This is a genomic window from Isoptericola sp. NPDC060185, assembly GCF_042728595.1.
In the GTDB taxonomy this organism is placed as follows: Bacteria; Actinomycetota; Actinomycetes; order Actinomycetales; family Cellulomonadaceae; genus Isoptericola.
In genome coordinates, this window is record NZ_JBHWYY010000004.1 from 52100 (window position 1) to 79097 (window position 26998).

A 26998-nucleotide genomic window follows, 5' to 3' on the forward strand; every position below is an offset into this window, starting at 1 on the left:
TTTGGGCCGCTCGCACCCCCCCCCGCGCGGGGGGCCCCCCCCCCCCGCGCAAACCCTCTGTTCCGCCACACTCTATACCCGGCGGGGGGGGGGGGGCCCGCCCCCCCCGCCGCCGTCGGTTCAGGGGGTCAGGCGCACGGGGTCAGACGCAGGGCGCGCCGGCGTCCCAGGCGCCGGTCACGTCGGTGCCGGGGCGCTCGCCCTTGGCGTACCAGAGCGCCGTGTGGTTGACGCCGGCGCGGGAGACGACGTCGCCCTTGCGGTAGACGGTGCCCGCGTCCCACGCGGGGGCGCAGTCGGCGGCCGCGGGGGCCGGGACGGTGCCGCGGGGCCCGATCTCCTCCCACGGTCCCTGCTTCTTCGTGACGGCGCCGGGCTCCTCGGCGCGCGTCCACCAGCGGGCGCGGTACTCGACGCCGTCGTGCGCGACGACGTCGCCCTTGGTGTAGACGCCGGTGGCGTACCAGGGGTCCGCGCCCTCGCCCACGACCTGCGGGCCGGGGGTGGCGGCACGGAAGGTGCCGGCGAGCGCCGACCCGAGCTGGTTGCGATAGTCGCCCGCGATGTCCCAGAAGTAGGCGCCACCGAAGCCGTTCTCGGCGAGCCACTCGGCCTTGGCGGTCACGGAGCGCGGGGTGTCGAGGCTCCACCACTGGTCGCCGTCATACCGGTAGCCGGCGGCGGCGGCCTCGTCGTAGTACTCGCGGCCGACGTCGTGCAGCGCGGAGTAGTTCTTCTGCCCGAGGGAGCCGGTCGCGGCGGCGCCCGGGGTCGCGTCCTTCACGCCCTCCCAGCCGTACCCGTACGCGGCCATTCCGAGCACGAGCTGGTCGCCGTCGTACCCGGCGGCGCGGTAGGCGCCCAGCAGGCCGTCGGCGGCGAGGCCCCAGTTCGCCGACGACCCGTCCGGGTTGCTGTACGGGTGCAGGTTGCCCTGGTGGCCCGTCTGCGTGGCGGCCCACGGCCCGGTGTAGTCGTAGCCCTGCACGTTGAGGAAGTCGACGACGGCCGCGAGGCGCGGGTCGTCCCAGCCGCCCTGCGTGCGCGGCGCCCAGCCCGCGGGCGCGAAGCCGGTCAGCAGGTAGTGGTCGCCGGTGTCGGCGGTGCGCTCGTCGAGCTTGGCGCGGAACAGCTCCATGAGCGCGAGGAAGTTCTCCTTCTCGACGTCCGGGTACGTGGGCGCGTGCTCGCCGTCGGCGGCGGGCCACTCCCAGTCGATGTCGAAGCCGTCGAAGATGCCGGCCGCGACGCCGGCGCCGCCCTGCGCCCCCACCTGGGGCAGGTTGCCGTCGAGGTAGGTGTCGATGCAGGAGTCGACGAGGCGCTCGCGCGACTCGGCGGTCAGCGTCGCTTCGGCGAAGTTGTCGGACCAGGTCCACCCGCCCAGCGAGATCATCACCTTCAGCCCGGGGTAGGCGGCCTTGAGCTTGCGCAGCTGGTTGAAGTTGCCGGCGAGCGCCTGGTCGGCGGAGTCGGCGACGCCGTCCACGGAGTCCTCGGCGTCGACGATCCGCAGGTAGTCGTTCTGCGGGTCACCCTCGGGCCCCTCCGTCCCCTGCGCGTCGGTGATGTCGCAGACGAGGTCCGACGTGACGTTGCCGAACGCGTACGTGAGGTGCGTGAGGTCGGCTGCGGCGCCGGTGCGCGCCAGGTCGGCCACCTCGTAGTCGTGGGTCTCGGTGGCCCAGGCCGGGTAGTAGCCGAGGGTCTTGTAGCCGTTGACGCCGTCGGCGTCGTGCGCGGACGCCCCGCTCGCGGTGGGCGACGACGGCGCGGGCGCGGCGGACGCCCCGGCGGCGGTGAGCCCGACGACGGCGACGGCCGCGACGAGCGTGAGGGCGCCGTGGCGGCGCGGGGACGGTCGGTGTCTCATCGGGAGCCTCGTTGCTTCCTCCGGGCGCACCCGGATACGGGTTTGTTCGGGCTCCTGCACAATACCGTGGCCGTCAGCCAGTGACCAGCCCCTGCCCAGGTCAGCGCTACCGCGCCGGGGTGCCGTCGTCCCCCCGGTCGAAGGCGCGCGCGTACAGCTCGGCCGCCTCGTCGACGACGGCGCGGTCCACGGACGCGACCGGGACCGTCCCGACCAGCAGCGGCTCGCAGTCCGGCCCGCGGCCCGCCACCGTCCCGGTGAGCACCCACGGGAAGCGCTCCGGCGTCATGAGGTGCGCGTACTGGCAGAGCTGCCGCGCGACCCAGTGCTCGGGCGGCCGGTCCCACCAGGGCTCCGGGTCCAGGGGGTTCACACTCAGGCCGGGCAGGAGGCAGCCGCTCTCGTGGTCGCGGCTCTCGGCCGCCTCGTCCGCCTCCGGCCCGGCGCTGAACCGCACGTACAGGGGCGCGCCGACACCGAGCAGCTCGACGACCTCCCGCAGCGACCGCAGCCGCGGGACGTCGTCGAGCGAGCGCGGTGTGCCCGCCGGATGCAACGCCATCCGACCTCCTCGACCGACAGACCCGACCGACCGGCGGGCCGGCGACTCAGAACACCGGCTTGCCGCCCGTCACCCCGAGCACGGTGCCCGAGACGTAGCTCGCGTCCCGCGGCGAGGCGAGGAACACGAACGCCGGGGCGACCTCACCGGGCTGCCCGGCGCGGCCGAGCGGGGTGTCCTGGCCGAACTTCTGCACCTTCTCCTCGGGCTGCGTCGCCGGCTGCAGCGGGGTCCAGATCGGGCCCGGCGCGACGGCGTTCACGCGGATCCCCCGCGGCCCCAGCTCGGCGGCCAGGTTCACCGTGAGGTTGTTGATCGCCGCCTTGGTCGACGCGTAGTCGAGCAGCGACGTCGACGGCTCGAACGCCTGGATCGACGAGTTGTTGACGATGCTCGACCCCGCGCCCAGGTGCTTCAGCGCCGACTGCGTGATCCAGAGCAGCGCGTAGAGGTTCGTCTTCAGCACGCGGTCGATCTCGTCCGTGGTGACGTCCTCGACGGACTCGCGCCGCGCCATCTGGAACCCCGCGTTGTTCACCACGACGTCGAGGCCGCCGAGCTGCTCCACCGCCCGGTCGGGCAGGGCCCGCGCCGTCGCCTCGTCCGTGATGTCGCCGGGCAGCAGCACCACGACGCGGCCCGCCTCCCGGACCCAGCGCGCCGTCTCCTGCGCGTCGTCCTCCTCCTCGGGGAGGTAGCCGATAGCGACGTCGGCGCCCTCGCGCGCGAAGGCGATCGCCACGGCGCGCCCGATGCCGGAGTCCCCGCCGGTCACCAGGGCCCGCAGGCCCTCCAGGCGGCCCGAGCCGCGGTAACTGCCCTCACCGTGGTCGGGCGTGGGGTCCATCGCGCCGGTGAGCCCGGGCGGGTCCTGCTGCTGGGCGGGGAACGACTGCGGTTCGTCGGCCATGCTGACCTCCTCGGTCGTGCGGTGCTGGGTCGGTCGTCGCGGTGGCGTCACGCGGCGCGACGACGGGCGAGCTGCGGCTCGTGCACGTGCGGACGCTTGGCCGGCTTGACCTCGTCGAGCGCCTCGCGCACGCCCTCCTTCGCGCGCCGCCCGAACCCGTCGGCCTTCGCCAGGTGGGCCATCATCTGGGTCGCGGCCTCGCGCAGGGTGGCGCCCGTCGCGCCCGCGGCCTCGGTGAGCATGCTCTCCGCCTGCTCGTCGGTCACCCCGTGGACGGCCATGAGCACGCCCTTGGCACGCTCGATGGACGCGGCGGAGACGAACGCGCTGTCGATCGCGCGCCGCACCTCACGCTGCACCGCCTCGCGCTGGACCGGGGTGACGTCGACGACGTACCCGGCCACCTCGGACGCGCCGACGTCCCGGCTCCGGCGGGCCTGCGCCGTGAACAGGAGGGTGCGGGTGCGGCCGTGCGCGTCCACGATGCGGCGGGCGGTCGTCACCGGACCGCCCAGGGCCAGCGTGCGGACGGCGTCCCGCACCACGCGCTCGCGCTCATCCGGGTGCAGGCGGCCCTCCAGGGTCGCGGCGCCCGGTTCGAGCTCGCCCGGCTTGTGCCCGAACATCACGTCGACCTCGTCGGACCACCACCAGCGCCCGGAGGCAGGGTCGGCCCGGTAGCTGCCGGTCAGCAGGTTGGTCCCGACCGCGAGCGCCTCGACGACCTGCTCCGCGGTGGGATGGTCGGAGTCGGCGGGAGTCGTTGTCGTCATCATGACCTCCGGATGAAGAAGGGAGGGATGGTGCCGCTTCCTGACGCCGGTCCTCACGCTAGCCCCACGGCCGGGAGTCGTCCACACGTCGTGGCCCGCGGCCTCGCCGGTATGGCATCACCCGGCGTCGAAGCGCTCCTCGCCCTCCGCGTCGGGGTCGTCCTTCGGCTTCTCGCCCGGCACGGCACCGACGTCCGCGGCGCGGCCGTCGTGCACCGCGCGCTCGCGCTCCGCCTGACGACGCGGGTCGTCCGGTCGGGACGCGTCCTCCCTGCGGTCCTCGCCGTCCGTGCGGTCCTGGTGTGCGGGGTTCTCGCTCATCGTCACTCCTCGCTCGCGGTGTCGTGCGGCACCGGGCGCTCGCGGCGCGGCACTCGAGGGGGCGGCCGTTGCTGGACCTCCCGCCACCGTAACGCGGGGCAAGCGCGGCCACCCGGGGCACCGGGACGTGCGGCGAGCAACCGGCGCGCGCCCTACCGTCGTGGCGAGGCGTCGAGTCAGGGCGCCTCGGCCGACGTCGCGACCGGCACGGTTCGCCACGAGGAGGCATGATGCCCGCCCACTCGACCGCACCTCCGACCGCCCGACCGCTGCCGCGCCTGGCCGCGCGGCTGGAGCACGCCGCGCGCCTCGACCCGCTGGCCGGGCTGTACGAGCGGATCTCGCGCACCGTCGTCCCCGCCCCGAGCCGCGTCCGTGACGAGCTGCGCGGCCGGTCCGTCGGGCACCCGCTGCACGGCGTGCTCACCGACCTGCCGATCGGGCTGTGGGCCGGCGCGGCCGCGCTCGACCTGACCCGCCCGCCGGGCCACACCGGCGCCGCCCGCCGCCTGGTCGCCCTCGGGCTCCTCGCGGCGCCGCCGACCGCCCTCACCGGCCTCGCCGATTACGGGGCGCTCAGCGCGCCGGGGAGGCGCGTGGCCGCCCTGCACGCCACGTGCAACGGGATCGGGACCCTCCTGGCCCTCGCGTCGTGGCGGGCACGACGCGCGGGCAGCGACGGCCTGGGCACCCTGCTCACCCTGGCGGGCCTGGGGGCCGTCGGGGTCGGCGGCTACCTGGGCGGCCACGTGGCGCAGGCGATGCGCGAGCCGCGCCACGTCCCCGGCGCCGCCTGACGACCGGCCCGCACGGCGCCGGCCCGCCCGCAGGCCCGCGCGACGACGGTCAGCGAGGCTCGGTCGGGGACTCGGGCCGGTTCGTCAGCAGGTCGGCCAGCGCCTCGGCGACGACGCGCATGTCGCCGTTGCTCGCGGCGGCCAGCGCCACGACGCGTGCGGAGACGTCGCGCAGGGGGACGTTCGAGTGGTTCGACGCCTCACGCAGCCAGGCGAAGGCGCCCTCGAGGTCCGTGCGCATCGCGCACATGACGATCGCCTTGGCCTGCTCGATCGCTGCGCGGTTCTCCGCGGAGGCGCGGATGCTCGCCGTCGCCCGCACGTCGGCGATGCGCGCCACGGCGGGGGTCACGTCGGTGAAGAAGCCGACGAGCTCGCAGACCACGCCCGTCGCGTCCGTGCGACCCTCCCCCACGACCGCCAGGGTCCGCTCGTCGCCGTGCGCGTCCATGATGCGGTGGACGCTGCTGAACGGCTCGCCCGTCGCGCACGCCCGGCGGAGCACCTGGCTCACGCGGTCCCGGTCGTCGGGGTGCTTGTGCGCCAGGATGAGCTCCGTGGTCGGCACGACGTCGCCCGGCTCGAAGCCGTGGATGCGGAACGTCTCGTCCGACCACCACCACCGGCCCGTCGCGAGGTCGTGGCGGTACCTGCCCACCGGGTGGCTCGCGCCGAGGGCGAGCGTGCCCTCGATGTCCCACGATGTGGTGTCGGTCATGTGGATCCTCCCGTCGTGGCATACGCCGCTCGAGGTGAGCCGCCTCATGACTCCCCTCGACCGTAGCCCCTTCGTCCGCGGAGGGACAGCGCGGTCGCCCCACCTGGCCCTCCGGCGGGCGCGCTGGCGACCAGGCGCGATCGACGTGACGATCGTCGGTGCGGCCCCCGTTCGCGGGAACCGCGGGCCGGATGTCCAGCAGCGCGGCACCCGGTTCTCCCCACCGGGCGCCACGCCCCCGCAGGTGGGACGCCCGGGCCGCCCGCGCCGGGTGAGCACGGGCGGGCGGTGGTTCACTGGCGGCGTCGGTGCAGCAGCCCGCCGGCCGAGGGGCGGTCGTCCCCACGGCGAGAGGAACCCCGGTGCGCGCACTGACATGGCAGGGACGGGAGCACGTGAGCGTGGAGGACGTCCCCGACCCCGGGGTCGTGGAGCCTACCGACGCCGTGATCCGGGTGACGTCGACGGCCGTCTGCGGGTCGGACCTGCACCTGTACGGCGTGCTGGGGATGTTCCTCGACGCCGGCGACGTGCTGGGGCACGAGGCGATGGGGATCGTCGAGGAGGTAGGCGGCGACGTCGAGGGCCTCGACGTCGGCGACCGTGTGGTCGTGCCCTTCGGCATCGCCTGCGGCCGCTGCTGGATGTGCACCCGCGGGCTGCAGAGCCAGTGCGAGACGACCCAGGTTCACGAGCACGGCAAGGGCGCGGCCCTGTTCGGGTACACCCGCCTGTACGGCCAGGTGCCCGGCGGGCAGGCGCAGTACCTGCGCGTGCCGCAGGCGCAGTACGGCCCGGTCCGGGTGCCGGACGACGGCACCCCCGACGAGCGCTGGCTCTACCTGTCCGACGTCCTGCCCACCGCGTGGCAGGCGGTGGAGTACGCGGACGTGCCGGACGGCGGCAGCGTCGTGGTGCTGGGCCTCGGGCCGATCGGCCAGATGGCGGCCCGGGTCGCCAGGCACCGCGGCGCCGACGTCGTGATCGGCATCGAGCCCGTGCCCGAGCGTCGCCTCGTCGCGCAGTGCCACGGCGTCATCACGTTCGACCCCGGGGCGCCCGGCGTCCGCACCGCCGTCCGCGACCTCACCGACGGCCGCGGCCCCGACGCGGTGATCGACGCGGTCGGCATGGAGGCGCACGGCTCGCCGCTGGCGGAGACCGCGCAGAAGCTGGTGGGGCTGCTCCCCGACGCCGTCGCCGCGCCGCTGACCGAGCGCGGCGGTACCGACCGGCTCGCGGCGCTGCTGGCGGCGGTCGCGCTGGTCCGACGCGGCGGCACCGTGTCGCTGTCGGGGGTGTACGGCGGGGCGAAGGACCCGCTGCCGCTCATGCAGATCTTCGACAAGCAGCTCACCCTGCGCTCGGGCCAGGCGAACGTCCGCCGCTGGACGGACGACCTGCTGCCCCTGGTGTCGGACCCCGCCGACCCCCTCGACGTGCTCGGCCTGCGCACCCACCGGCTCCCGCTGGAGGACGCGCCCGAGGCGTACCGCGCGTTCCAGCGCAAGGAGGACGGCTGCATCAAGGTCGTCCTCGACCCCTGGGCCGCCTCCTGACCGGCACCGCCCGGGCAGCTCCGCCGCCGCGCGCCGTCACCCCGTCACGGCCTCCGTGGCGCGCCCGAGCACGACGACGAGCGCGCCCGCGACGAGGTGGTCGTCGCCGGACCGTTCGCGCGAGTCGCGGACCTCGGCCCGCAGGTCGTCGACCGCGTCGACGAACCGGCGCGCGGCCTCGTCGTCCTCCGTCGTGTCCTGCAGGGCCGCCGCCAGGGCCTGCAAGGTCCGCGCGGCCGCGGGGCGCAGCGGCGGCCCCAGCGCGACGTCGTCACGGCCGGACGCCTCCCAGTCCACCAGCAGCCGCACCACCTCGTCGACGACGCCCGCCGCGGTGCCGAGCGTCCGCGCCCGCCTGCCCTGGGACGACGCCCTCTCGCTGTGGCGGTGCGCCCGCAGGTTCCCCCGGGACGACTCCCGCGCGACGTCGACCGCCCGGCGGGCGCGCTCGATCGTCGGGACCAGCGCCTGGCGCCGGCGCTCCCACTCCGCGGCGTCGAGCGCCCCCTCGTGCTCGAGCCAGCCGGCGAGATCGTCGAGCTCCTCGGCGAGGGCGTCGCGCAGCGCGTCGAGCGCCACGTCGGACGGCGCCAGGGCCAGCGAGGGCAGCAGGAGGTTGACGCCCGTGCCGATCAGCGCGCCGACGAGGATCAGCCCGGCGAACGCGGCCACGTAGCTCGCGTCCTCGCCCTGGCCGAGGACCAGCACGAAGATCGCGGAGTTCGCGACCCACACCCCGGCGCCGCCGAGCACGCGCCACCCCGCGCACAGGAGGGCGACACCGACCACGAGCGCGACGGCGAGGACGCTCGGTGCGAGCACGGCATCGGCGACGAGCGCGATCAGCGCGCCGAGGAGCAGCGCCCCCACGGTGTGCAGCGACTCCCGCAGGGACCGGACCGGCGTCGCCGTCGTGGCGACCACGGCCCCGAGGGGCGCGTAGAACGGGTACTCGGAGAACGGCGCCGGCGCCAGCACCGCGACCGCCCACGCCAGCCCGGCCGCCACCGCGCCCCGCACCGCGAGCGACCAGCGGGGGTGCAGCACCCACGCGCGGTGCACGGCGCGCACGACCCGCCGGCCCGAGGTCTCGGTACCGGTCATCCGAGGTCCGGCGGCAGCTGCTCGTACCCCCGGGCGAGGCGGACGCTCCCGTCGTCCCCGCCGCCGCCCGCACCGTCGCCGAGGGCTTCGACGTCCGCCCACCGCACCAGGAACGTGCCGCGATGGCGGCGGCGCACGAGCTGCGGGACCGGCCACGGCGACCGCACGTCGGTCCGCTCGTAGCCGTGGAAGGAGCCCGCGCCGCGGGGGCCCACCAGCAGCCCCACCACCCGGGCGCGGCCGACGGCGTCGCGTCGCGCCTGCGCGCTCAGGGGGCCGTCGTGCTCGGGCTCCTCGCGGTCCTCCCCCGCGCCCGGGGCGCCCTCCGGCTCGTCGACGACCTCGAGCGCGAGGCGCACGTCCACGACCACGCCGAGCGGGGCACCGTCGTGGTCGACGACGGGCACGTCGAGCAGGTCGCCCACGTTCATGAGCCGGCCTCCGGATCGTGGCGACCGCCGGGGATGCGGCCGATCAGCCGGTCGCGGAGCCAGTGCTCCACCCAGTCGGCGTCGAGCCGGTCCGAGGACACGGTGAGCTCGACCGCCGTCCCCACGTGGCCGACGTCGTCCCACGCGATGCGCGGCATCCGCGACTCCGGCACCTTCCCGCCGAAGAGTCGCGTGGCCAGCAGCGGGCCGACGAGGATGGCGGCGACCTCCGCCTCCTGGCCGGCGACCACCGCGCCGCCGTCCGGCCCGGTCAGCTCCAGGTCGTCGACGGTCCGCACGGGTTCCCCGTCGACGTCGAGCACCTGACGGCTCAGCAGGTGCAGGCGGGCGTCGACGACCCGCTCGGTCCGCCCGGTCATGACCCCGCCCCCGTCGCGATCATCAGCGGGATCGCCGCGACCGCCGCGACGACCACGATCACCAGGAACACCGTGCCCAGGGCGTTCACCACCCGCCCGTTGACGTGCTCGCCCATGTAGGCGGGGTCGTTGGCCACCACGAGGATCGGGATGTACGTCAGCGGCAGCGCGACGGCGGAGAACACCACCGACATCTCCGTCACGGCCACCGGGTCGACGCTGGTCATGAGGATCCCGACCGCCAGCAGCAGCGCCACGATCATCGTGAGGTGGAACCGCGCGGCCCGGGCGGGACGACGGAACTTGCCCCACGACCAGCCCAGGTACTGCGCCAGCGTGTAACCGCTGGACAGGGCGGTCTCGAGCGCGGCGCCGAACGTCGCGGCCACGATGCCGACGAGGACGACGGCCACCAGCAGCACCCCGCCCGCCTGCGCCACGGGGAGCATCAGCTGCGACAGCGCCGTGACCTCGATGCCGGCCGGCAGGAGCACGACGGCCGCGCACGCGGCGATGGACAGGGAGAGCATCCCGCCCAGGGGGAAGCCGAGCAGCACGTTGACGCGGTTGGTGGACAGGTCCTTGGCCGTCCACCGCTCCTCGACGGCGCCCGAGGAGAAGAAGAACACCTCGTACGGCGTCATCGCGGCGCCGAACAGCGCGATCGCGTAGTACCAGTACGACGCCGGCGACTCCGTGCCCGGCGGCGACGGCGGCACCGCCTGGCGCAGCAGCTCGCCCCAGTCCGGGCCGAGGAGGAACAGGGCCACCGCGAAGCCGACCAGCAGGAGGCCCAGCAGTCCGGCGACGTTCTCCATGATCTGGAACTTCACGCGCCACAGGACCAGCCAGACCGCGAGCGCCGCGACCGGGATCCACAGCCGCGGCTCCACGCTGCTGGCCAGGTGCAGCGCGAGGGCGATGCCCCCGACCTCCGCGGTGAGCGTGAGGAGGTTGATCGCGAACGACGCCACGAGGTTCGCCCCGGCCGCGCGCGGCCCCAGACGTTCGCGGATGACCTCGAACGTGGCGCGGCCGCTGACCGCCGCGACCCGTCCGGACATGCTGGCGAACAGGCAGATGCCCACGATGCCGAGCACCACCACCCACGCCAGCGACATCCCGAACCGGGACCCCACGACGGCGTTGGTCACGAGGTCGCCGATGTCGACGAAGCCGCCGATCGCGGTGAGGATGCCGAGCGCGGCGGCGAGCAGCTTGCTCACGGGCCACCTGCCTCGGCCAGGGCGGCGTCGGCCGCGTCGGTGGCGTCCGCGAGGTCGGCCAGCACGGCGTCCGCGGAGGCGGGGACGTCGGCCGCGCCCGCGAGGCGCCCGCCGGACCACGCGGCCACCCACGAGCGCGCGGCGACGACCGCGTCCGACACGTCCCCGACCGCCGCCAGCCCCGCGGTCCGGTGGGCCGACGACGCCGCGTCGGGCGGCACGAGGGTGGTGAGCGCGGTCTCCGCCTCGTCGAGCGCGTGGAGCTGGTCCAGCAGGGCGGTGTCGGCGACGGGCCCGGTGAGCCGGCCCTCGTCGAGCAGCCCGACGGCGATCCGCGCGGACTCCCCGGCGGAGGCGGCCTGCGCGACCGCGTCCGCGACGGCCGCGGTCGCCTGGCCCGGCTCCTGCCGGCTCGCGACGCAGCCGGCGCAGGCGAGCGCGACGGCGAGCGCGACGGCGACGGCCCCGCCCGCGCCCCGTCGTCGGCCGCCGCCCCGCTCTCTGGTCCGCACGCCCGATGGTCGTCACGGTGCCCGGATGCACGCACGCGGAGGCCCTCCCAGCCGCGTCCCATCGCTCGCAGTGCATTCCCAGGCCGGCCTCAGCGGGTGCCGGAGCCGACGGTGTCCACTGGGTGACGTCCCCACCCACCGACCGTGAACGACGGTCCACCTCACCCCCGGAGCACGTATGCCCCCCGTCGCCCTGTACGCCGTCGACCTCGTCGCCGTGTCGATCCTGACCTTCGCCCTGTACTTCCCGCGGCACCGGCGCCGCGACCTGGTGGTCGCGTACCTCGGGGTGAACGTGGGCGTGCTCGCGGTGTCGGCCGTGCTCTCGTCGAGCACGATCGCGGCCGGCCTGGGGCTGGGGCTGTTCGGCGTGCTGTCGATCATCCGGCTGCGGTCCGACGAGCTGTCGCAGCGCGAGGTCGCGTACTACTTCGCGGCGCTCGCCCTCGGCCTGCTCGGCGGCCTGGGCACGTCGGTCGGCTGGCTGGGCCTCGCGGGCTCCGCGCTGATCCTGGTCGTGATGGCCGTGGCCGACCACCCGCGGCTCCTGGCCCGCCACGCCGCGCAGACGATCGTGCTCGACCGTGCCGTCGTCGACCGGGACGAGCTGACCGCGCACCTCGAGGCGCTGCTCGGCGCCCGCGTGCACTCGGTGAGCGTGCAGGCGATCGACCTCGCCGACGACACGACGCGCGTCGAGGTCCGCTACGAGCTGCCCCGCCCCGGTGCCCGGGCCGCCGCCGCGACCGGCGCGCACGACCACCTGACGGTGACCCGATGAGCGCCCCGGCGGGCGTGGCCGGATCGAGGGACGTCGCCGGCTCGACGGCGGACGCCGTCGTCGCGCGAGGCCTGGCCGGCAGCGACGCGGTGACCCTGGAGGAGCTCGACGCGACCGCCGCCCTGCAGACCCGCGTGGACCGCAAGTACGTGCTCACGCCCGCGGAGGTCGCGGCCCTGCTGGCGGCGCTCACCTCCGGGGCCGCGCACAGCGCGCCCCGGGTGCTGGAGATCGACGGCGACCGGTCGTTCACCTACGCCTCCACCTACTACGACACCGCCGACCTGCTGACGTTCCGGCAGGCCGCGCGCCGCCGGCGGCGCCGGTTCAAGGTGCGCACCCGCACCTACGTCGACACGGGGAACACGACGTTCCTCGAGGTCAAGACCCGCGCCGCGCGCGGCGTCACCGTCAAGGAGCGCTGCCCGTGGGAGCTCGCCGCCCCGCTGGAGGGCGCCGGGCTCGAGTTCGTCGACGACCGGCTCACCGCCGCGTGCCTCGACGCTCCCCCGTCGGCGGAGCTCGCGCCCGTGCTGCGCTCCGTCTACCGCCGCACCACCGTGCTGCTGCCCGACGCGCGCCTGACCCTCGACGCCGGCCTGCGCTGGCGGCTCGACGGCAGGGACCACCCGGACGGCGCCGACACGCCCGACGACCGCACGGCCGACGTCGGCGACCTCGTGGTCGTCGAGACGAAGGCCGGCACCGCGCCGTCGTCCGCCGACCGCGCCCTGTGGCGCGCCGGCCACCGCCCCGACCGCATCTCCAAGTACGCGACCGGGCTCGCCACCCTGCGGCCTGACCTGCCCGACCACCCCTGGCGCCGCCTGCGCCGGCGGCGGCTGGGCGTCGCCTGACCCGACCTCGCACACCCCCGAGAGGACCCACCATGCGCATCCCCCGCCCGAAGAAGCTCTGGACCCGGACCCTGGCGGTCGCCGCCGCCGGCACGCTGACCGTCGGAGCGCTCGCCGCCTGCGACGCCGGCTCCGCCACCTCGGCGTCCGGCGACTCCGGCACCACGACGGCCGAGATCTCCGCGACGGACAACTCCGGCCGGTCGGCGCAGGACGTCCTCGCGGCGAACCTGTCGTCCGAGGAGACGGCGGCCCTCGCCGACCAGACCTGGGACACGGCCGACGAGGTCGCGGTCTCCCTCGACGGCGACCGCGCGAGCGCGTCCGGCGACGGCGCCACCGTGGACGGCTCGACCGTCACGATCACGCAGCCCGGCACGTACCGGGTGTCGGGCACGCTCGACGACGGCCAGGTCGTGGTCGACTGCTCGGCCGACGGCGTGGTGCGCCTCGTGCTCGACGGCGCCGACGTCACCAGCTCCACCGGCGCCGCGATCGACGTCCAGGACGCCGACCAGGTGTCCGTCGTTCTCGCCGAAGGCTCCACGAACCGCCTCGAGGACGCCCAGGAGTACGCCGAGATGACCTCGGACAACGCTGCCAACGCGGCCCTCTACTCGACTGCGGACCTGGCGATCTCCGGCTCCGGCGCGCTGGAGGTCGTGGGCAACGCGGACGACGGCATCACCGGCAAGGACGGGCTGGTCGTCGCGGGCGGGGACCTCACCGTCACCGCGGCCGACGACGCGGTGCGCGGCAAGGACTACCTAGTCGTCTCCGGCGGCACCCTTGACGTCCGGGCGGGCGGCGACGGGCTGAAGTCCGACGCCGACGACGACGCCACGGCCGGGTACGTCGCGCTCACCGGCGGCGACGTCACCGTCGACGCGGGCTCCGACGGCGTGCAGGGCTTCACCGACGTCGCCGTCACGGACGGCAACCTCACCGTGACCGGCTCCGAGGAGGGCATCGAGGCGGCGACCATCGCCGTCTCCGGCGGCGACGTCGACATCACCTCCAGCGACGACGGTCTCAACGCCACCGTCAAGGAGCCGGGGGACGACACGACGGACGCGACGACGGACGACACCGCGACGGACGACGGGACGAGCGGCGACCAGCAGGCGCAGCCGGAGCCCCCCGCCGACGGCGAGATGCCGCAGGGCGGCGGAGGCGGCGGCATGGACGCGGTCCAGGAAGGCGCGTCGCTGACGATCACGGGCGGCACGCTGCACGTGGACGCCGACGGCGACGGGCTCGACTCGAACGGGGTCGCGGAGATCAGCGGCGGCGACGTCGTCGTCGAGGGCCCGACGAACGACGGGAACGGCGCGCTGGACTCCGCCGGCGGCCTCACCGCGTCGGGCGGCACGCTGCTCGCCGTGGGCTCGTCGGGCATGGCCGAGGCGCCCGAGTCCGGCTCGACGCAGGGCTGGGTGGCGCTGGCCGCCGACTCCACGCTCGAGGCCGGCACCGAGGTGGCGGTCGTGGACGCGGACGGCACCGAGGTCGCCACGATCACACTGACGAAGGCCGCGCGGTCGGTCGTCTACACCGGGCCGGAGATCACGGACGGCGGCACGTACACCCTGACCGCCGACGGCACCGAGGTCGGCACCGCCACCGCGGGCGACCCGCCCGCCGGCGGCATGGGCGGCCCCGGCGGAGGGGGCCAGCCCGGCGGTCCCGCGGACGGCACCCTGCCCGACGGCGCGAGCTGAGTCGACGTACGCTCGAAGGCGTGCAACCCGTGCCCCGGCCGCTCGCCCCCACCTACCAGGACCGCCGCTGGGAGCTCCCGCCGGACGCGGTGGTGCACCACGGCACGGTGGACGACGCCGTCCGCCTGCTGCGGGGCCGCACGGTCACCGCGCTGACCGGCGCGGGCGTCTCCACGGACTCCGGCATCCCCGACTACCGCAGCCCGGACTCCCCGAAGCGCGCCCCGATGACGTACCAGCAGTTCGTGGCCGACGAGGCGTTCCGCCGCCACTACTGGGCCCGCAACCACGTGGGCTGGCAGGTGGTGCGCCGCACGGAGCCGAACGCCGGGCACCGGGCGCTCGCCGCGCTGGAGGGCCGGGGCGTGGTGCGCGGCGTCATCACCCAGAACGTGGACCTGCTGCACGAGGACGCCGGCTCGCGGCACGTCATCGACCTGCACGGCCACTACGACCGCGTCATCTGCCTCCAGTGCGGGCGCGTCATCAGCCGCACCCACCTCGCAGAGCGGCTGGACGCGCTCAACCCCGGGTTCGTCGAGTCCGTGCTCGAGGACGGCGCCACCGTCGCCGACATCGAGACCGCCCCCGACGCGGACGCCGTCATCGAGGAGACCAGCCACTTCGTGCCCGCCGCGTGCGAGTTCTGCGGCGGGGTGCTCAAGCCGGAGATCGTCTACTTCGGGGAGAACGTGCCCCGCGAGCGCGTCGAGCGGGCGTACGCCCTGGTGGACGACGCCGACGCCCTGCTGGTGGCCGGCACGTCGCTCACCGTGATGAGCGGCCTGCGGTTCGTGCGGTACGCCGCGAAGGCGGACAAGCCCGTCGTCATCGTCAACCGCGGCGAGACGCGCGGCGACCCGCTCGCCACCCTCAAGGTGGACGACGGCGTCACCGAGACGCTCGTCGCGCTCGCCGACCGGCTCTGACGAGCCCCGCCCGACCTACGACGCCGCGACCAGCCGCGAGCCGGCGACGGCCTCGGCGTCGACCAGGCTCCCGTCGCCGCCGGCGATCACCGGGAGCGCGCCCCGGCCGAGCCCGCCGAGGTAGACGGCGGCCTCCGTGCCCGCCTCGGCGACGTCCGCCTTGCGGCGCCGCACGTCGATCCGCGCGACGGTGACGGCGTGCTCGCCCGTGGGCAGGTGCAGCACCGCGGCCTGGCCGACGCGCACGCGCCCCGAGGTCACCGTGCCGGTGACGACGTGGCCCCGCGTCGGGACGGCGAAGACGGTGTCGACCACCAGCTCGAACGGCGCCGCGTCGAAAGACCCCGCCGGGCCGTCGGCGCCGGCGCTCCGGCGCGAGAAGATCCCCATGGCCGACGACGATAGCCGCCGGCGCCCGGGTCACTCGGCCAGGTAGGCGACGTCGCCGTTGGACGACCGGACCTCGACGGTGCGGTCCGCGTCGGGGTCGGTTGGCCCCTCGGTGGTCTGCTCCCCGTTCGACGTGTCGATCGTGAGCCGCACGGGCTCGCCGTCGCCGACGACGGTGACGTCGCCGTTGCTGGACTCGGCGCGGACGTCGCCGGTCACGCCGGACACCTCCACGCGGCCGTTGCTCGTGACCGCCTCGAGGTTGCCGTCGACGCCGGTCACCTCGATCGACCCGTTGGACGAGGTCGCGACGACGTCGCCGCCGGTCGCGCGGTCCACCGTGACGTCGCCGTTCGACGTGTCGGCGTCCACGCGGGCACCCGTGCCGGTGGTCTCGACGTCGCCGTTGCTGGAGCGCAGCTCCACGTCCCCGGCGACGCCGGCGGCGAGGACGTCCCCGTTGGACGTGCGCACCACGACGGCCGTGTCGGCGGGGAGGGTGACGGCGAGCTCGCCGGCGCACCACCCCGGGACCCACTGCCACGACTGGCACTCGTGGGTCAGCACGAGGCGGTCGGAGCGCTCGTCCGCGCGGTACGTGGGGCTGGTGAGGCCCCTGCGCGCGATGCGGTCGACCTCCACGTCGCCGCCGTCGGCGGCCTTGACGGTCACGTCGCCGTCGGCCACCAGCTCGACGGTGCCGACGGCCGCGTACGTCTCGTGCTGCGTCGTCGTGCTCGCCACGGCGCGGTCCACGAGGAACAGGGCGCCCCAGGCCACCGCCAGCAGTCCGACGACGACGCCGAGGACGAGCAGCGCGCGCCCGGTGGGGCCGCGGTGCGGCTGGGCCGGGCCGGGCGCGGGCGTGCGGGTGGGCTCGGTGGTGGTCATGGTCGTGCTCCGTTCTGGTCGAGCCAGCGCAGCACCGCGAGCACGCGGCGGTTGTCGTCGGCGTCGGGCGGCAGCCCGAGCTTGGTGAGGATGTTGGTGACGTGCTTCTCGACGGCGGGCATCCCGACGACGAGGCGGTCCGCGATCGCGGTGTTGGAGCGCCCCTCCGCCATGAGCGCGAGCACCTCGCGCTCGCGCCGCGTGAGCTGGTCGAGGTCGGAGCGGCGGCTGCGGGCGATGACCTGCGTGACCACCTCGGGGTCGATGACGGTGCCGCCCGAGGCGACGCGCGCGACGGCGTCGAGGAACGCGTCGACGTCGGCCACCCGGTCCTTGAGGACGTAGCCGAGGGCACGCGCGCCGCGGGCCAGCAGCTCGGAGGCGTAGCGCTGCTCCACGTACTGCGACAGCACGAGGATCGGCAGGTCGGGGTGCAGGCTGCGCAGGTGCAGGGCCGCGCGCAGGCCCTCGTCGGTGTGCGACGGCGGCATGCGGACGTCCGTGACGAGCAGGTCGGGCAGCGCGGCGCCGGGCCGCGACAGGGCGGCGACCAGCTCGTCCGCGGTGCGGTGGCCGGTCACCGTGTGGCCCTCCGCGGCCAGCAGGCGGGAGAGCCCGTCCAGGAGGAGCACGGAGTCCTCCGCGATCACGATGCGCACGGCACCTCCACGGTGAGCCGGGTGCCCGCGCCGGGCGGGCTGGTCAGGTCGAAGCGGCCGTCGAGCGCGGCGACGCGCCCGCGCAGCCCGGCGAGGCCGCTGCCCGGCGACGGCTCGGCGCCACCACGGCCGTCGTCCTCGACGACGACACGCAGGCGCGCGCCGTCGCCCGCGACGTCGACCCCGCCCTCGTCCGCACCGTCGTCCACGACGTCGGCGCGCACCCGGGCGGAGCGCGCACCCGCGTGCTTGGCCACGTTGGTCAGCGCCTCGGCGACCACGAAGTACGCGGCGGCCTGCGCGGCCGCCCCGGCGCGCTCCAGGCCGGCGCCGGCCTCGACGCGCACGGGGACCGGGCTGCGGGCGGCGAGCGCCGACAGCGCGGCGTCGAGGCCGCGGTCGTCGAGGATCGCGGGGTGGATGCCGCGCACGAGGTCGCGCAGCTCGGCGAGCGTCGCCTTCACCTCGTCGTGGGCGTGCTCGAGGGCGGCGGCCGTCGCGGCGGGGTCGCGCTCGGCGAGCCGGCGGGCCACGCCGAGCTCGACGCCGAGGGCGACGAGCCGCTGCTGGGCACCGTCGTGCAGGTCGCGTTCGATGCGGCGGCGCTCCGCGTCCGCGGCCGCGACCGCCTGGGACCGGGTCTCGGCGAGGACGACGGCCCGCTCGCGCGCCGCCTCGGCGTCGTGCTCGGCGTCGCGCGCCCGGGCCCGCGCCAGGTCGGCCGCGGACGGGCCGAGGCAGGCCTGGGCCAGCCGGAGCACCAGCCCGCAGCCCGCCTGCGCGGCGGCCGCCGCGAGCCACGCGAGGAGCGCGGCGCCCGCGGCGCCGAGGACGAGGGCGACCGGCCACGCGACCCCGGCCTGGCCCGCCGCGCTCCCCACGCCGCCCCGCACCGCGACGACGAGCAGCGCGACCGCGCCCGCGGCGCACGCCACGACGACGACGAGGAACGCCACGGACACCAGCAGCCCGACCAGCGCGTAGGCGGCGGCCGCCCACGCCCTCCCGTCGCGCAGGGTCGCGCGGAGCCGGGTCCACGACCGCGGCAGGCCGAGGGGGGCGGGCGTCGGGGCGGGCACGACGACGCCGGCCTGCGCGGCCAGCCGCGCCCGCTCGACGGCGGCGAACGCCCGCGCCCCGGGCAGCGTGACCCCGAGCGCGACGAGCCCCAGCCCGAGCAGCGGGACGAGGGCGGAGGACACCAGGACCAGCACCCACACGACCGTGCCCACGCTCGCGAGCCACACCGTGCCGACGGCCAGCAGCGCGACGGCGCGCGCCGTGGCCGGGTCGACCGGCGCGCGCAGCAGCCCGGCCCGGGAGGCGAGCGCCGGGGCCGGGTCCGGCGCGGCCCCGGTCGTGGGCCCAGCGGCGTCCGTGCTGGTCATGCCCTCGAGACTAGGCTGCGGGGTACAGGCCGGACAGTCCGCGTCCCCACGTCCTGGAGGTAGGGGAATCCCACGTCGCGCGAGGCCACGGGATGCGGCCGGAAGGAGACAGCGTGCTGGACGCCGTCGTGGTCGGGTCGGGCCCCAACGGCCTGGCGGCCGCCGTCACGCTGGCCCGTGCGGGCCTGTCGGTGACGGTCCTGGAGGCGAACTCGACCGTCGGCGGCGGGGCCCGCACGCTCGCGCCCGGCGACGAGCGGTGCGACGGCCACGACCTGTGCGAGGGCCTGCCCGCCGGCGTCGTGCACGACCTCTGCTCCGCCGTGCACCCGATGGCCTGGGCGTCGCCGTTCTTCCGCGCCTTCGACCTGCGCGCCCACGGCGTCGAGCTCCGCACGCCCGAGGTGTCGTACGCGCAGCCGCTGCCCGGCGGGCGGTCGGCCGTCGCCTACCGCGACCTCGAGCGCACCGCGGAGCGGCTCGGGCCGGACGGCGCGGCCTGGCGCTCGCTGCTCGGGCCGCTGGCCGAGCAGTGGGAGGCCGTCGTGGCCGTCGGGATGGGCGACCACCGCTCCGTCCCGCCCGGCGTGCTCGACTCCCGCGCCCCTTTGCGCGCCACGGAGGGTGCCGTGCGCTTCGCGCTCGCCGTGCTGGAGCAGGGCTCGCGGGCGTGGGACGCGCGGTTCTCCGGCGACGGCGGCGCGCTGCTCACCGGCGTCGCCGCCCACACGATCACCTCGCTGCCGTCGCTGTCCGCGGCGGGGACGGCGCTGCTCCTCGGCGCCCTCGCGCACGCCCGCCCCCGCGACCTGTCGGGCGCCGACGCGTTCGACGGCGGGTGGCCCGTGCCGCGCGGCGGGTCCGGTGCGATCGTCGCGGCGCTGGTCGCCGACCTCGAGGCGCACGGCGGCACGGTCGTGACCGGGCACCGCGTGCGCACCCCTGCGGACCTGCCCGCGGCGCGCGCCGTCCTGTTCGACACCACCCCCCGCACCCTGCTCGACGTGCTCGGCGCGGCCGCGCCGCCCTCGGCCCGGCGCCGCCTCGCCGCGTTCCGCCACGGCAACGCCGCCGCCAAGGTCGACTACGTGCTGTCCGGGCCGGTCCCGTGGGCCGACCCGGAGGTGGGCCGCGCCGGCACCGTGCACGTGGGCGGCACCCGCGCCGAGATGGCCCGCGCCGAGAACGCCGTCGCGGCCGGGCGGCACGCCGACCGGCCGATGTGCCTCGTCAGCGACCCCACCGTCGTCGACCCGTCGCGCCGCGTCGCCGACGGCGCCTCCCCGAGCGGCGAGCTGCGCCCGCTGTGGGCGTACACGCACGTGCCCGCCGGCTCCGACGTCGACGTCACCGAGACCGTCACCGCGCAGATCGAGCGGTTCGCCCCCGGCTTCCGCGACGTCGTCGTCGCCTCGCGGGGCATCCCGGCCGCCGCGATGGCGCACCACAACGCCAACTACGTGAGCGGCGACATCTCCGCCGGCGCCGCCACCATGTGGCAGATCCTCGCCCGGCCCACCCTGTCCGCCGACCCGTACCGCGTCGGCGCGGGCGGCGTCTACCTGTGCTCCGCCTCCACCGCCCCCGGGCCCGGGGTGCACGGCATGGGCGGCTGGCACGCCGCCCGGCACGCGCTGCGCGACGTCTTCGGCATCCGCGTCGCGGCGCTGTAGTCGCGCTGTAGTCGCGCTGTCGCCGTCGTCGTGCCGTCGTCGTGCTCCCGGCGCGGCGGGTCAGCCCGCGGCGTCCCAGCGGGTGGTGCGCTCGCGCAGGTCGGTGACGCCGACGCGGCCGGACGGCGAGAGCGTCGCCACCCGCCCGCGCGGCCCCAGCCCGGAGGCGTACCGCTCCGCGAGGGCTCCCTCCGCGGCGGTGTCCCCGGCGTCGGCGGCCACGAGCAGCGCGGCGAGAGCGTCGGTCACCGCGTCCCACGCGTCGTCGGACAGCGGCACCGCGGGCACGTACCCGGGCGGCGAGGCCGCCGCGAGCGCCGTCAGCCCCGGGTGGGGAGGGAGCGCGCCCCAGACGTCCCAGAGCAGCACCTCCTCGCGCATCCGGTGGGCCAGCTCGAGCAGCACGTAGCCGCGCACGAAGTCCTTGCCGCCCAGCTCGGGCACGTCGGGCGAGACGCCGTAGGACGCCGCGTCGACCTCGCCGGCGCGGATCGCCCGCCACACCTCGGCGGCGGTGGGGAACGGGGAGGCCGGGCCGGTGGGCATGTCGCGGGGGTCGAAGCCCCACGGCCCGTCGGACGTCAGCTCCGGGTCCCAGCGCACCCAGCGCCCGGCGCCCCCGTCGGCCCCCGCGTCCCAGTGCTCGACGACGACGTGGTCGTGGAAGAACGGCGGCTCGAAGTACCCCGCGAACCCGATCCGCGACCGGGCGGGCACCCCGTGCTCGCGCAGCACGCCCAGCGAGAACAGGGTGTGGTCGCGGCAGCAGCCGGCGACCTGGCGGGACGCCTCCCGGGCCGCGTCGAGCGGGCCGGGCTGCCGCGCGGCGGCGGCGTCGAGGATCGTGGACAGCCAGCGCCGGTCGACGTCGTCGCGCTGGTCGTCGGAGAGGTCGGGGTTCCCGGCGCGGTAGTGCACGATCGTCGCGCACGCCGCGGCGGCCGTGGCCGCGGGGTCGGGCGCGACGGCGCGCAGCAGGTCCGCGTGCGGGCCGGGGTCGGAGTACGCGCTCTGGCGCGCGTAGTCGGCGAGCGTCGGGGCCGCCCGACCGGCGGCGGCCGGAGCGTCGTGCTTCTCGTCGGGCTGGGCGGTGGTGTCCATCCGGGTGAGACCTCCGTCGGCTGCGCGAGTCATCGCCGTCAGCGGCGGGACTCGAAGAAGTCTCGCAGGAGCTGCCCGCACTCGTCCTCCCGCACGCCGCCCACCACCTCGACGGCGTGGTTGGCGCGCTGGTCGCGCACCAGGTCCCACACGGAGCCGGTGGCGCCCGCCTTCGGGTCCCAGGCGCCGAGCACGAGGCGTCGCACCCGCGCCGCGACGAGCGCCCCCGCGCACATCACGCACGGCTCCAGGGTCACGACGAGCGTGCAGCCCTCGAGCCGCCACTCGCCGCGCGTGGCGGCGGCCTGCCGCAGGGCGAGCACCTCGGCGTGCGCGGTCGGGTCGCCGGTCTCCTCGCGGCGGTTGCGGCCGAGCCCCACGAGCCGTCCGTCCGCGTCGATCACGAGCGCCCCGACGGGCACGTCGTCGCTGGCGAGCGCGTGCGACGCCTCGTGCAGCGCCAGCCCCATGAGCGCGTCCCACACGCGCCGCCGGCCGCTGACCGTGTGCGGCGGGAACTCGCCGTCCGCCCAGGGCAGCGCGAGGCCGGATCCTGCGGGGCCGGGCGCGGCGTCGGACGTCACAGGGCCAGGCTAGCCGCGGGGAGGTGCCGCAGCCCCGCGCGCCGGTACCGTGGGGGCCATGCGCCTGCACGTCGCCGACCACCCGCTGGTGGACCACAAGCTCACCGTCCTGCGTGACGAGAACACCCCGTCGGCGACGTTCCGTCTCCTCGTCGACGAGCTCGTGACCCTGCTCGCCTACGAGGCGACGCGGCACGTGCGCACGGAGCCCAAGGAGATCCGCACCCCGGTCACCACGACCACGGGCGTGCGCCTCAGCGACCCGAGCCCCATCGTCGTGCCGATCCTGCGCGCCGGGCTGGGGATGCTCGAGGGCATGACGCGCATGATCCCCACCGCCGAGGTCGGCTTCCTCGGCCTGCAGCGCGACGAGTCCACCTACGAGGCCGTCACCTACGCGAACCGCCTGCCCGACGACCTCACCGACCGGCAGGTCTTCCTCCTCGACCCGATGCTCGCCACCGGCGGCACGCTGGTCGCGGCGATCGACTACGTGCTGGAGCGCGGCGCGCGCGACGTCACCGCCGTCTGCCTGCTGGCCACCCCCGAGGGCCTCCAGGTGCTCGACGACGCGATCGGGTCGCGGGTGGACGTGCAGATCGTCGTCGCCGCGGTCGACGAGCGCCTCAACGACCAGAAGTACATCGTGCCCGGCCTGGGCGACGCCGGGGACCGCCTCTACGGCATCGTCTGAGGCGGCATCGTCTGAGACGGCGTCGTCTGAGGCCTCAGCCTCTGAGAACGACCGGCGTCCGAGACGTCAGCGGTACTCGCAGTCGGCGATCCGCTCCCAGCCGCCGCGCCAGTGGTGGCCGCCCCACCAGCGGCCGTTGCCGTCGTTGCTGTTCCCGTTGCCCTGGCCCTGGCCCTGGCCCTGGCCGTTGCCCTGCCCGTTCCCGTTGCCCTGGCCGTTCCCCTGACCATGGCCGTTGCCGTCACCCTGCCCGTTGCCCTGGTTGCCGGCGCCCACGAACCGGTAGTCGGCGCCGCGCCACGAGGCGACGTCTCCCACCTCGTAGCTCGCGCCCCAGCGGTACCGCGGCGAGCACCAGCCCGCGGTGCCGGTGAACGGGTCGACGACGAGGTCGGTGCTCCAGTCGCCCGCGCGGACGGTGAACGTGGCGCCCTTGCGGCCGGTCACCGTGCCGGCGTCGGCGCGCACGCTCTGCCGTGCGGGCACGGTCACCTGCGCCGCGGCGCCGTTCGTGCCGGTCATGGTGAAGTCGAGCGGCACGGACGACCCGGAGTTGTCGAGCACCACCGTCGCGGGCCGGGTCGACGTCGAGCGCCACCGGTCCTTCGTGACCTGCACGTCGCCCTGCTCCACCTGCGCGTGCGGGTCGACCACGACGCACGACACGGCGTCGTAGGAGACGGTCCGCTCGACCGTGGGCTCACGGTCCTCGATCGGCCGCGACAGCCGCAGCGTCAGCTCGCCGGCGTCGGCACGCAGCCCGCCGACGCGCGTCGTGACGGTGGCGTCCGAGCCGGCCGCGACGCGCGTGCCGTCGCCGTCGGCGAGCCGTGCCGTCCAGTCGACCGTCCCGCGGTTCTGCACCGTCACGGCCACCTGCGCCCGGTCGTCGACGCACTGCGTCGCAACGCTCACGTCGACCGTCGAGGCGGGCCACGTCGCGGTGGCGCAGCCCTCGAAGGCGGGCACGTCCACGACGGCCAGGTCGCGGCCGTCCGCGGTCACCGCCACGGTGCGCGTGTTCCACGGGACCGTCACCTGCAGCTCGCCCTTCGCCCCGGCGGCGACCAGCGCGGTGCGGCCGTCGCCGGTGCCCGCGGCCACGGCGAACTTCACCGGGAACGTGGAGGCGGAGTTGTCCACGGGGACGGTCACGGTGCGCCACGACGTGTCGGACGACGGGTCGAAGCGGCACTCGGCGGCGGTCAGCGTCGCCGGCCCGCCGACGGCCGGGGCGAGTGCCGCCGCGGCGTAGCGGGCGGTCGGGGCCACCGCGGGCACGATGCCGCCCTGCGCGGGCTCGTCGCCGTCGTTGTCCGCCACCCAGCGGTACAGCTGGAACTCGGCGGCGCCGGCGTCCAGCGACGTCCGGTCGGTCGGGACGACGAACGTCGCGCTCTCCCCCGGCCCGATCCGCTTCTGGTCCGCGGCGCTCCCGCCGGCGGCCGTCATGCCCACGCGCATCGGCTCGTCGCTGGTGTTGGTCAGCGTGCCGCGCACCTGCAGGCGCCCGTCGTCGTCGGTGACGACGGCGGTGCCGTCGACGTCCCACCGCGGGGCGTAGCAGTCGGCCGCCTGGTGCGGGCCGGCGGCCACGGTGGTGCGGTAGGTCTCCCCGCCGAGCGTCGTGGAGACGGTCCACGTCGCCGTGCCCGACGGCACGCGGATCCCGTCCGGCACCTGCACGGTGGCCGTCTCCCCCGGCGCGAGCTGCTGCGCCGCGGCGGCGGAGCTGCCCGCCGCGTCGAGGCGCACCGCGAGGGTCTGGTCCGTGAGGTTCGTGTAGGTGCCCTCGACGGCGGAGCTCGCCGTGCGGATGCCGCCGGTCACGAGGCAGCGCGCCGCGACGGACCGCGCACCGGCCGTGGCGCCGACCCACGGGGCGGCGACGGTCACGGCGGCGGACGACGGCAGCGCGTGCGTGGAACCGGGCAGCTGCGGTGCGGCGGTCACCGACAGGGACCCGGGAGTGGTGGCGCCGTCGGCGATGACGCGCACCCGCACCGACCGCTGCTCGCCCGGCGCCAGGGGGGCGGCGTCCGGGGCGGCGACGCACGACCACGTGGTGCCGGCGCCCGTCGACCCGCCCGCCCCGGGCACGCAGGTGAGGTCGCCGTCGGAGGCCGCGGGCCGCAGGCCGGGCGGCACGGTGAGCGCCACGGACCAGCCGGCGGCCGGCTGGTCGCCGGTGTTCCGCACGACGACGGGCACCCACGCGGCGCCCGGGTTCGAGACGGGCACGGCGTCGCCCGTGGACGCCGTGAGCTCGGCGCCGTACGGCAGCACGGTGGTGGGCGCCAGCGTGAGCGACTCGGGCGCGACGCCCGTGGCCCAGACCGACGCGCCGATCGCGTAGGCGCCGCCGGCGTCCGCCCGTACGGGCACCGAGCCGGTGCGGGACTCGCCCGCCGCGAGGGAGCCGACCGTGCAGCGCGCGACGCGCGCGGTGGCGTCGGTGGGGGTGCACGCGAGCGCGTCCGGGGCGATCGCGTCGACGACCGCCGCCCCGACGGACGCCGACGGGAGGGCCAGGTCGACCCCGGCGGGCAGCGCCACCTCGACGACGGTCTCCTCGGCGGCGGCCGTCCCCGTGTTGGTGACGGTGAGGACCAGCGGCTGCGTCGTGCGCGGCTGGAGCGGCGTGCCCGCCGCGGACACGGTCAGGTCCGCGACCTGCGGGACCACCAGGGCGGGGGCTGCGAGCAGGTTCGTCGGGTCCGTCGGGTCGGTGGCGGGGTCCGCGCCCGTCCCGCCGTCGCCGGGCTCGACGGCGATGTCCGTGGTGTCCCCGGGCGGCACCCACGGCTGGCCCTGGATGGTGACGGGGGCGGTCGGGACGGCCGCCGGCGGCTCCTGGCTGCTGCCGAGAGCGTTGAGCACGGTGACGACCCCGACGGTCGCCACGGCGACCGCGCTGGCGGCGGCGGCCACGCTCGCGGTGCCCATGACGGCGCCCGCGGCGGCCGCGGTGCCCGCCGTCGCCGCGGTGGCGGCCGATCCCGTCGCCACCCCCGCGGTCGCGACGCCCGCCAGCGACGCGCCGCCCGCGGCGCTCGTCGCCGCAGCACCCGTCGCAGCAGCACCCGTCGTGGCGGCACCCGTCGTGGCGGCCGCCGTCGTGCCCGTCGCGGCAGCCGCCCCCGACGAGATGCCCGCGGCCCCGGCGGTCCCCGTCGCCCCGACCGTCGAGCCCGTGACGCTGCCCACGACCGTCCCCACCGACGTGCCGGCCGCCGCGCCGGTGCCGACGGTCCCGCCCAGCGCCCCGACGAGCCCCCCGACCGCGCCCCCGATCGGCAGCGCTCCCACGACTGCCAGGCCGGCGAGCCCCACGATCAGCGGCGCGACGACGGAGCGCATGCCGTGCGCGATGTCGCCGAGCTCGAGCACCAGGGCGCGGCACTCGCCGCACGACTCCAGGTGGGTGTCGACCTTGGCGACCTCGCGCCGCGCCAGCCCGCCGCGCACGTACGCCCCCAGCAGCGGGTTCACCGCGCGGCACCCGTCGGTCGGCGCGTGCGTGAGGTGCTCCTGCAGGTAGCCGACCCGCAGCCCCTCGCGGGCGCGGTAGGCGAGGGCCGAGACGCCGTTGGGGGTCAGCCCGAGGATGGGCGCCACCTCCGCCGGGGTGCGCCCCTCGATCTCCGTGTACCAGAGCACGGCCTGCCAGCGCTCCGGCAGCGCCTGGTAGGCGTTCTTCACGACGGAGCGCTCGAAGCCCTCGAGGGTGGGGACGTCGGTGGAGTCGGCCAGCCCGAGCGCGGCCTCGAAGGTGCCGTCGTCGGCCGTGGGCCGGGTCCGCCGCACGCCGCGCGCCAGGTCGGCGGCGAGGCGTCGCACGACCGTCAGCAGGTAGGCCCGGAACGTGGCGTCGGGGCCGCCGCCGTGCTGCAGCACGTCGAGCACGCGGTGGAACGCCTCGGACACCAGGTCGTCCGCGTCGGCCGCGGAGCGCACGTACTGCCGGGCGACGGCACGGGCCGCGGGCACGTGCCGCACGTACAGGGCACCGAACGCCTCGAGGTCGCCTCCGCGCACGTCGAGGATCAGCTCGGCGTCGCTGCGCGCCGAGTCGTCCGACCCCACGTAGACGTCCGTCATCGCCGCCCTCGCTCTGGCTTTCGGCGCGCCGTCGGATGCCCGACGCGACTCACGTACCTTACG

At 76.3% G+C, this 26998-nt stretch carries 26 protein-coding genes; 8 read left to right on the plus strand and 18 right to left on the minus strand.

Going from position 1 to position 26998, the window contains the following annotated elements:
- Positions 1 to 142 precede the first annotated feature (142 nt).
- The 5 genes from ACFWDO_RS02650 to ACFWDO_RS02670 form a co-directional block, all read right to left on the minus strand.
- Positions 143 to 1873 carry a glycosyl hydrolase family 18 protein gene (locus ACFWDO_RS02650; protein WP_380318315.1) on the minus strand — a complete coding sequence of 577 codons (1731 nt, stop codon included), beginning with the start codon at positions 1871 to 1873 and terminating at the stop codon, positions 143 to 145.
- A 106-nt stretch (positions 1874 to 1979) separates the two neighbouring features.
- Positions 1980 to 2435: a DUF6098 family protein gene (locus tag ACFWDO_RS02655; protein WP_380318312.1), complete on the minus strand. Its 456-nt coding sequence runs from the start codon at positions 2433 to 2435 to the stop codon at positions 1980 to 1982.
- 46 nt (positions 2436 to 2481) lie between these two features.
- Positions 2482 to 3345, minus strand: coding sequence for an SDR family oxidoreductase (locus tag ACFWDO_RS02660; RefSeq protein WP_380318309.1), 864 nt, complete (start codon positions 3343 to 3345; stop codon positions 2482 to 2484).
- Positions 3346 to 3392: 47 nt separating this feature from the next.
- Entirely contained in the window at positions 3393 to 4118 is a 726-nt protein-coding gene (locus ACFWDO_RS02665; protein WP_380318306.1) for a PAS and ANTAR domain-containing protein, read from the minus strand.
- Between the two features lie 117 nt (positions 4119 to 4235).
- Positions 4236 to 4439: a hypothetical protein gene (locus ACFWDO_RS02670; RefSeq protein WP_380318303.1), complete on the minus strand. Its 204-nt coding sequence runs from the start codon at positions 4437 to 4439 to the stop codon at positions 4236 to 4238.
- A gap of 230 nt (positions 4440 to 4669) precedes the next feature.
- Here ACFWDO_RS02670 and ACFWDO_RS02675 point away from each other — a divergent pair, with 230 nt between their 5' ends.
- Positions 4670 to 5236, plus strand: coding sequence for a DUF2231 domain-containing protein (locus ACFWDO_RS02675; protein ID WP_380318300.1), 567 nt, complete (start codon positions 4670 to 4672; stop codon positions 5234 to 5236).
- 49 nt (positions 5237 to 5285) lie between these two features.
- Here ACFWDO_RS02675 and ACFWDO_RS02680 read toward each other — a convergent pair whose 3' ends face one another.
- On the minus strand, positions 5286 to 5954 hold the full coding sequence (locus ACFWDO_RS02680) for a PAS and ANTAR domain-containing protein (protein WP_380318297.1): 669 nt from the start codon (positions 5952 to 5954) through the stop codon (positions 5286 to 5288).
- Between the two features lie 362 nt (positions 5955 to 6316).
- Here ACFWDO_RS02680 and ACFWDO_RS02685 point away from each other — a divergent pair, with 362 nt between their 5' ends.
- Positions 6317 to 7513 carry an alcohol dehydrogenase catalytic domain-containing protein gene (locus tag ACFWDO_RS02685; protein ID WP_380318294.1) on the plus strand — a complete coding sequence of 399 codons (1197 nt, stop codon included), beginning with the start codon at positions 6317 to 6319 and terminating at the stop codon, positions 7511 to 7513.
- Positions 7514 to 7549: 36 nt separating this feature from the next.
- On the opposite strand, the gene ACFWDO_RS02690 is transcribed toward ACFWDO_RS02685, so the two are convergent.
- From ACFWDO_RS02690 to ACFWDO_RS02710, 5 genes are read right to left on the minus strand one after another with little or no spacing between them, the layout of a single operon-like run.
- Positions 7550 to 8617, minus strand: a complete 1068-nt coding sequence (locus tag ACFWDO_RS02690; RefSeq protein WP_380318291.1) for an aromatic acid exporter family protein — start codon at positions 8615 to 8617, stop codon at positions 7550 to 7552.
- Positions 8614 to 9048: a PRC-barrel domain containing protein gene (locus ACFWDO_RS02695; protein WP_380318288.1), complete on the minus strand. Its 435-nt coding sequence runs from the start codon at positions 9046 to 9048 to the stop codon at positions 8614 to 8616. The genes ACFWDO_RS02690 and ACFWDO_RS02695 overlap by 4 nt, the downstream gene beginning before the upstream one ends.
- Positions 9045 to 9428, minus strand: a complete 384-nt coding sequence (locus ACFWDO_RS02700; protein WP_380318285.1) for a hypothetical protein — start codon at positions 9426 to 9428, stop codon at positions 9045 to 9047. The genes ACFWDO_RS02695 and ACFWDO_RS02700 overlap by 4 nt, the downstream gene beginning before the upstream one ends.
- Positions 9425 to 10654: an NRAMP family divalent metal transporter gene (locus ACFWDO_RS02705; protein WP_380318282.1), complete on the minus strand. Its 1230-nt coding sequence runs from the start codon at positions 10652 to 10654 to the stop codon at positions 9425 to 9427. The genes ACFWDO_RS02700 and ACFWDO_RS02705 overlap by 4 nt, the downstream gene beginning before the upstream one ends.
- Complete coding sequence (locus tag ACFWDO_RS02710; protein ID WP_380318279.1) at positions 10651 to 11166, minus strand: hypothetical protein; 516 nt, start codon at positions 11164 to 11166, stop codon at positions 10651 to 10653. The genes ACFWDO_RS02705 and ACFWDO_RS02710 overlap by 4 nt, the downstream gene beginning before the upstream one ends.
- Before the next feature lie 178 nt (positions 11167 to 11344).
- Here ACFWDO_RS02710 and ACFWDO_RS02715 point away from each other — a divergent pair, with 178 nt between their 5' ends.
- From ACFWDO_RS02715 to ACFWDO_RS02730, 4 genes are read left to right on the plus strand one after another with little or no spacing between them, the layout of a single operon-like run.
- Positions 11345 to 11947: a DUF4956 domain-containing protein gene (locus ACFWDO_RS02715; protein ID WP_380318276.1), complete on the plus strand. Its 603-nt coding sequence runs from the start codon at positions 11345 to 11347 to the stop codon at positions 11945 to 11947.
- The gene (locus ACFWDO_RS02720) at positions 11944 to 12804 is read left to right on the plus strand and encodes a VTC domain-containing protein (RefSeq protein ID WP_380318272.1); all 861 of its coding nucleotides are present in this window, start codon (positions 11944 to 11946) and stop codon (positions 12802 to 12804) included. Before ACFWDO_RS02715 ends, ACFWDO_RS02720 begins: the two co-directional genes overlap by 4 nt.
- Before the next feature lie 32 nt (positions 12805 to 12836).
- Complete coding sequence (locus ACFWDO_RS02725; protein WP_380318269.1) at positions 12837 to 14525, plus strand: carbohydrate-binding domain-containing protein; 1689 nt, start codon at positions 12837 to 12839, stop codon at positions 14523 to 14525.
- Between the two features lie 20 nt (positions 14526 to 14545).
- Positions 14546 to 15454 carry an NAD-dependent protein deacetylase gene (locus tag ACFWDO_RS02730; RefSeq protein WP_380318266.1) on the plus strand — a complete coding sequence of 303 codons (909 nt, stop codon included), beginning with the start codon at positions 14546 to 14548 and terminating at the stop codon, positions 15452 to 15454.
- Between the two features lie 15 nt (positions 15455 to 15469).
- Here the strand turns inward: ACFWDO_RS02730 and ACFWDO_RS02735 are convergent, their stop codons facing one another.
- Genes ACFWDO_RS02735 through ACFWDO_RS02750 form a run of 4 tightly spaced genes read right to left on the minus strand, consistent with a single transcriptional unit; the run spans position 15470 to position 18782 of the window.
- A complete protein-coding gene (locus ACFWDO_RS02735) occupies positions 15470 to 15844 on the minus strand; it encodes a hypothetical protein (protein WP_380318263.1) in 375 nt (124 codons plus the stop codon).
- Positions 15845 to 15874: 30 nt separating this feature from the next.
- Positions 15875 to 16735, minus strand: a complete 861-nt coding sequence (locus tag ACFWDO_RS02740) for a DUF4097 domain-containing protein (protein WP_380318261.1) — start codon at positions 16733 to 16735, stop codon at positions 15875 to 15877.
- On the minus strand, positions 16732 to 17394 hold the full coding sequence (locus tag ACFWDO_RS02745) for a LuxR C-terminal-related transcriptional regulator (protein WP_380318259.1): 663 nt from the start codon (positions 17392 to 17394) through the stop codon (positions 16732 to 16734). The genes ACFWDO_RS02740 and ACFWDO_RS02745 overlap by 4 nt, the downstream gene beginning before the upstream one ends.
- A complete protein-coding gene (locus tag ACFWDO_RS02750) occupies positions 17382 to 18782 on the minus strand; it encodes a sensor histidine kinase (RefSeq protein WP_380318256.1) in 1401 nt (466 codons plus the stop codon). The genes ACFWDO_RS02745 and ACFWDO_RS02750 overlap by 13 nt, the downstream gene beginning before the upstream one ends.
- A 92-nt stretch (positions 18783 to 18874) precedes the next feature.
- On the opposite strand from ACFWDO_RS02750, the gene ACFWDO_RS02755 reads away from it, so the two are divergent.
- The gene (locus ACFWDO_RS02755; RefSeq protein WP_380318253.1) at positions 18875 to 20455 is read left to right on the plus strand and encodes a phytoene desaturase family protein; all 1581 of its coding nucleotides are present in this window, start codon (positions 18875 to 18877) and stop codon (positions 20453 to 20455) included.
- Positions 20456 to 20515: 60 nt separating this feature from the next.
- Here ACFWDO_RS02755 and ACFWDO_RS02760 read toward each other — a convergent pair whose 3' ends face one another.
- Together ACFWDO_RS02760 and ACFWDO_RS02765 are read right to left on the minus strand one after the other, a co-directional pair.
- Positions 20516 to 21556 (minus strand): transglutaminase domain-containing protein, encoded by a 1041-nt coding sequence (locus tag ACFWDO_RS02760; protein ID WP_380318249.1) that lies wholly within the window; start codon positions 21554 to 21556, stop codon positions 20516 to 20518.
- Between the two features lie 38 nt (positions 21557 to 21594).
- Positions 21595 to 22026 carry a nucleoside deaminase gene (locus ACFWDO_RS02765; RefSeq protein ID WP_380318321.1) on the minus strand — a complete coding sequence of 144 codons (432 nt, stop codon included), beginning with the start codon at positions 22024 to 22026 and terminating at the stop codon, positions 21595 to 21597.
- Positions 22027 to 22198: 172 nt separating this feature from the next.
- Here ACFWDO_RS02765 and upp point away from each other — a divergent pair, with 172 nt between their 5' ends.
- Entirely contained in the window at positions 22199 to 22834 is a 636-nt protein-coding gene (gene upp / locus ACFWDO_RS02770; RefSeq protein WP_380318246.1) for a uracil phosphoribosyltransferase, read from the plus strand.
- A gap of 66 nt (positions 22835 to 22900) precedes the next feature.
- On the opposite strand, the gene ACFWDO_RS02775 is transcribed toward upp, so the two are convergent.
- A complete protein-coding gene (locus ACFWDO_RS02775) occupies positions 22901 to 26935 on the minus strand; it encodes a sigma-70 family RNA polymerase sigma factor (RefSeq protein ID WP_380318242.1) in 4035 nt (1344 codons plus the stop codon).
- Between the last annotated feature and the right edge of the window lie 63 nt (positions 26936 to 26998).

Coding starts and splice junctions, on each gene's coding strand:
- ACFWDO_RS02650 (WP_380318315.1), bottom strand. CDS start 1,873: ATGAGACACCGACCGTCCCCGCGCCGCCACGGCGCCCTCACGCTCGTC.
- ACFWDO_RS02655 (WP_380318312.1), bottom strand. CDS start 2,435: ATGGCGTTGCATCCGGCGGGCACACCGCGCTCGCTCGACGACGTCCCG.
- ACFWDO_RS02660 (WP_380318309.1), bottom strand. CDS start 3,345: ATGGCCGACGAACCGCAGTCGTTCCCCGCCCAGCAGCAGGACCCGCCC.
- ACFWDO_RS02665 (WP_380318306.1), bottom strand. CDS start 4,118: ATGACGACAACGACTCCCGCCGACTCCGACCATCCCACCGCGGAGCAG.
- ACFWDO_RS02670 (WP_380318303.1), bottom strand. CDS start 4,439: ATGAGCGAGAACCCCGCACACCAGGACCGCACGGACGGCGAGGACCGC.
- ACFWDO_RS02675 (WP_380318300.1), top strand. CDS start 4,670: ATGCCCGCCCACTCGACCGCACCTCCGACCGCCCGACCGCTGCCGCGC.
- ACFWDO_RS02680 (WP_380318297.1), bottom strand. CDS start 5,954: ATGACCGACACCACATCGTGGGACATCGAGGGCACGCTCGCCCTCGGC.
- ACFWDO_RS02690 (WP_380318291.1), bottom strand. CDS start 8,617: ATGACCGGTACCGAGACCTCGGGCCGGCGGGTCGTGCGCGCCGTGCAC.
- ACFWDO_RS02695 (WP_380318288.1), bottom strand. CDS start 9,048: ATGAACGTGGGCGACCTGCTCGACGTGCCCGTCGTCGACCACGACGGT.
- ACFWDO_RS02700 (WP_380318285.1), bottom strand. CDS start 9,428: ATGACCGGGCGGACCGAGCGGGTCGTCGACGCCCGCCTGCACCTGCTG.
- ACFWDO_RS02715 (WP_380318276.1), top strand. CDS start 11,345: ATGCCCCCCGTCGCCCTGTACGCCGTCGACCTCGTCGCCGTGTCGATC.
- ACFWDO_RS02720 (WP_380318272.1), top strand. CDS start 11,944: ATGAGCGCCCCGGCGGGCGTGGCCGGATCGAGGGACGTCGCCGGCTCG.
- ACFWDO_RS02725 (WP_380318269.1), top strand. CDS start 12,837: ATGCGCATCCCCCGCCCGAAGAAGCTCTGGACCCGGACCCTGGCGGTC.
- ACFWDO_RS02735 (WP_380318263.1), bottom strand. CDS start 15,844: ATGGGGATCTTCTCGCGCCGGAGCGCCGGCGCCGACGGCCCGGCGGGG.
- ACFWDO_RS02740 (WP_380318261.1), bottom strand. CDS start 16,735: ATGACCACCACCGAGCCCACCCGCACGCCCGCGCCCGGCCCGGCCCAG.
- ACFWDO_RS02750 (WP_380318256.1), bottom strand. CDS start 18,782: ATGACCAGCACGGACGCCGCTGGGCCCACGACCGGGGCCGCGCCGGAC.
- ACFWDO_RS02755 (WP_380318253.1), top strand. CDS start 18,875: ATGCGGCCGGAAGGAGACAGCGTGCTGGACGCCGTCGTGGTCGGGTCG.
- ACFWDO_RS02760 (WP_380318249.1), bottom strand. CDS start 21,556: ATGGACACCACCGCCCAGCCCGACGAGAAGCACGACGCTCCGGCCGCC.
- ACFWDO_RS02765 (WP_380318321.1), bottom strand. CDS start 22,026: ATGGGGCTGGCGCTGCACGAGGCGTCGCACGCGCTCGCCAGCGACGAC.
- upp (WP_380318246.1), top strand. CDS start 22,199: ATGCGCCTGCACGTCGCCGACCACCCGCTGGTGGACCACAAGCTCACC.
- ACFWDO_RS02775 (WP_380318242.1), bottom strand. CDS start 26,935: ATGACGGACGTCTACGTGGGGTCGGACGACTCGGCGCGCAGCGACGCC.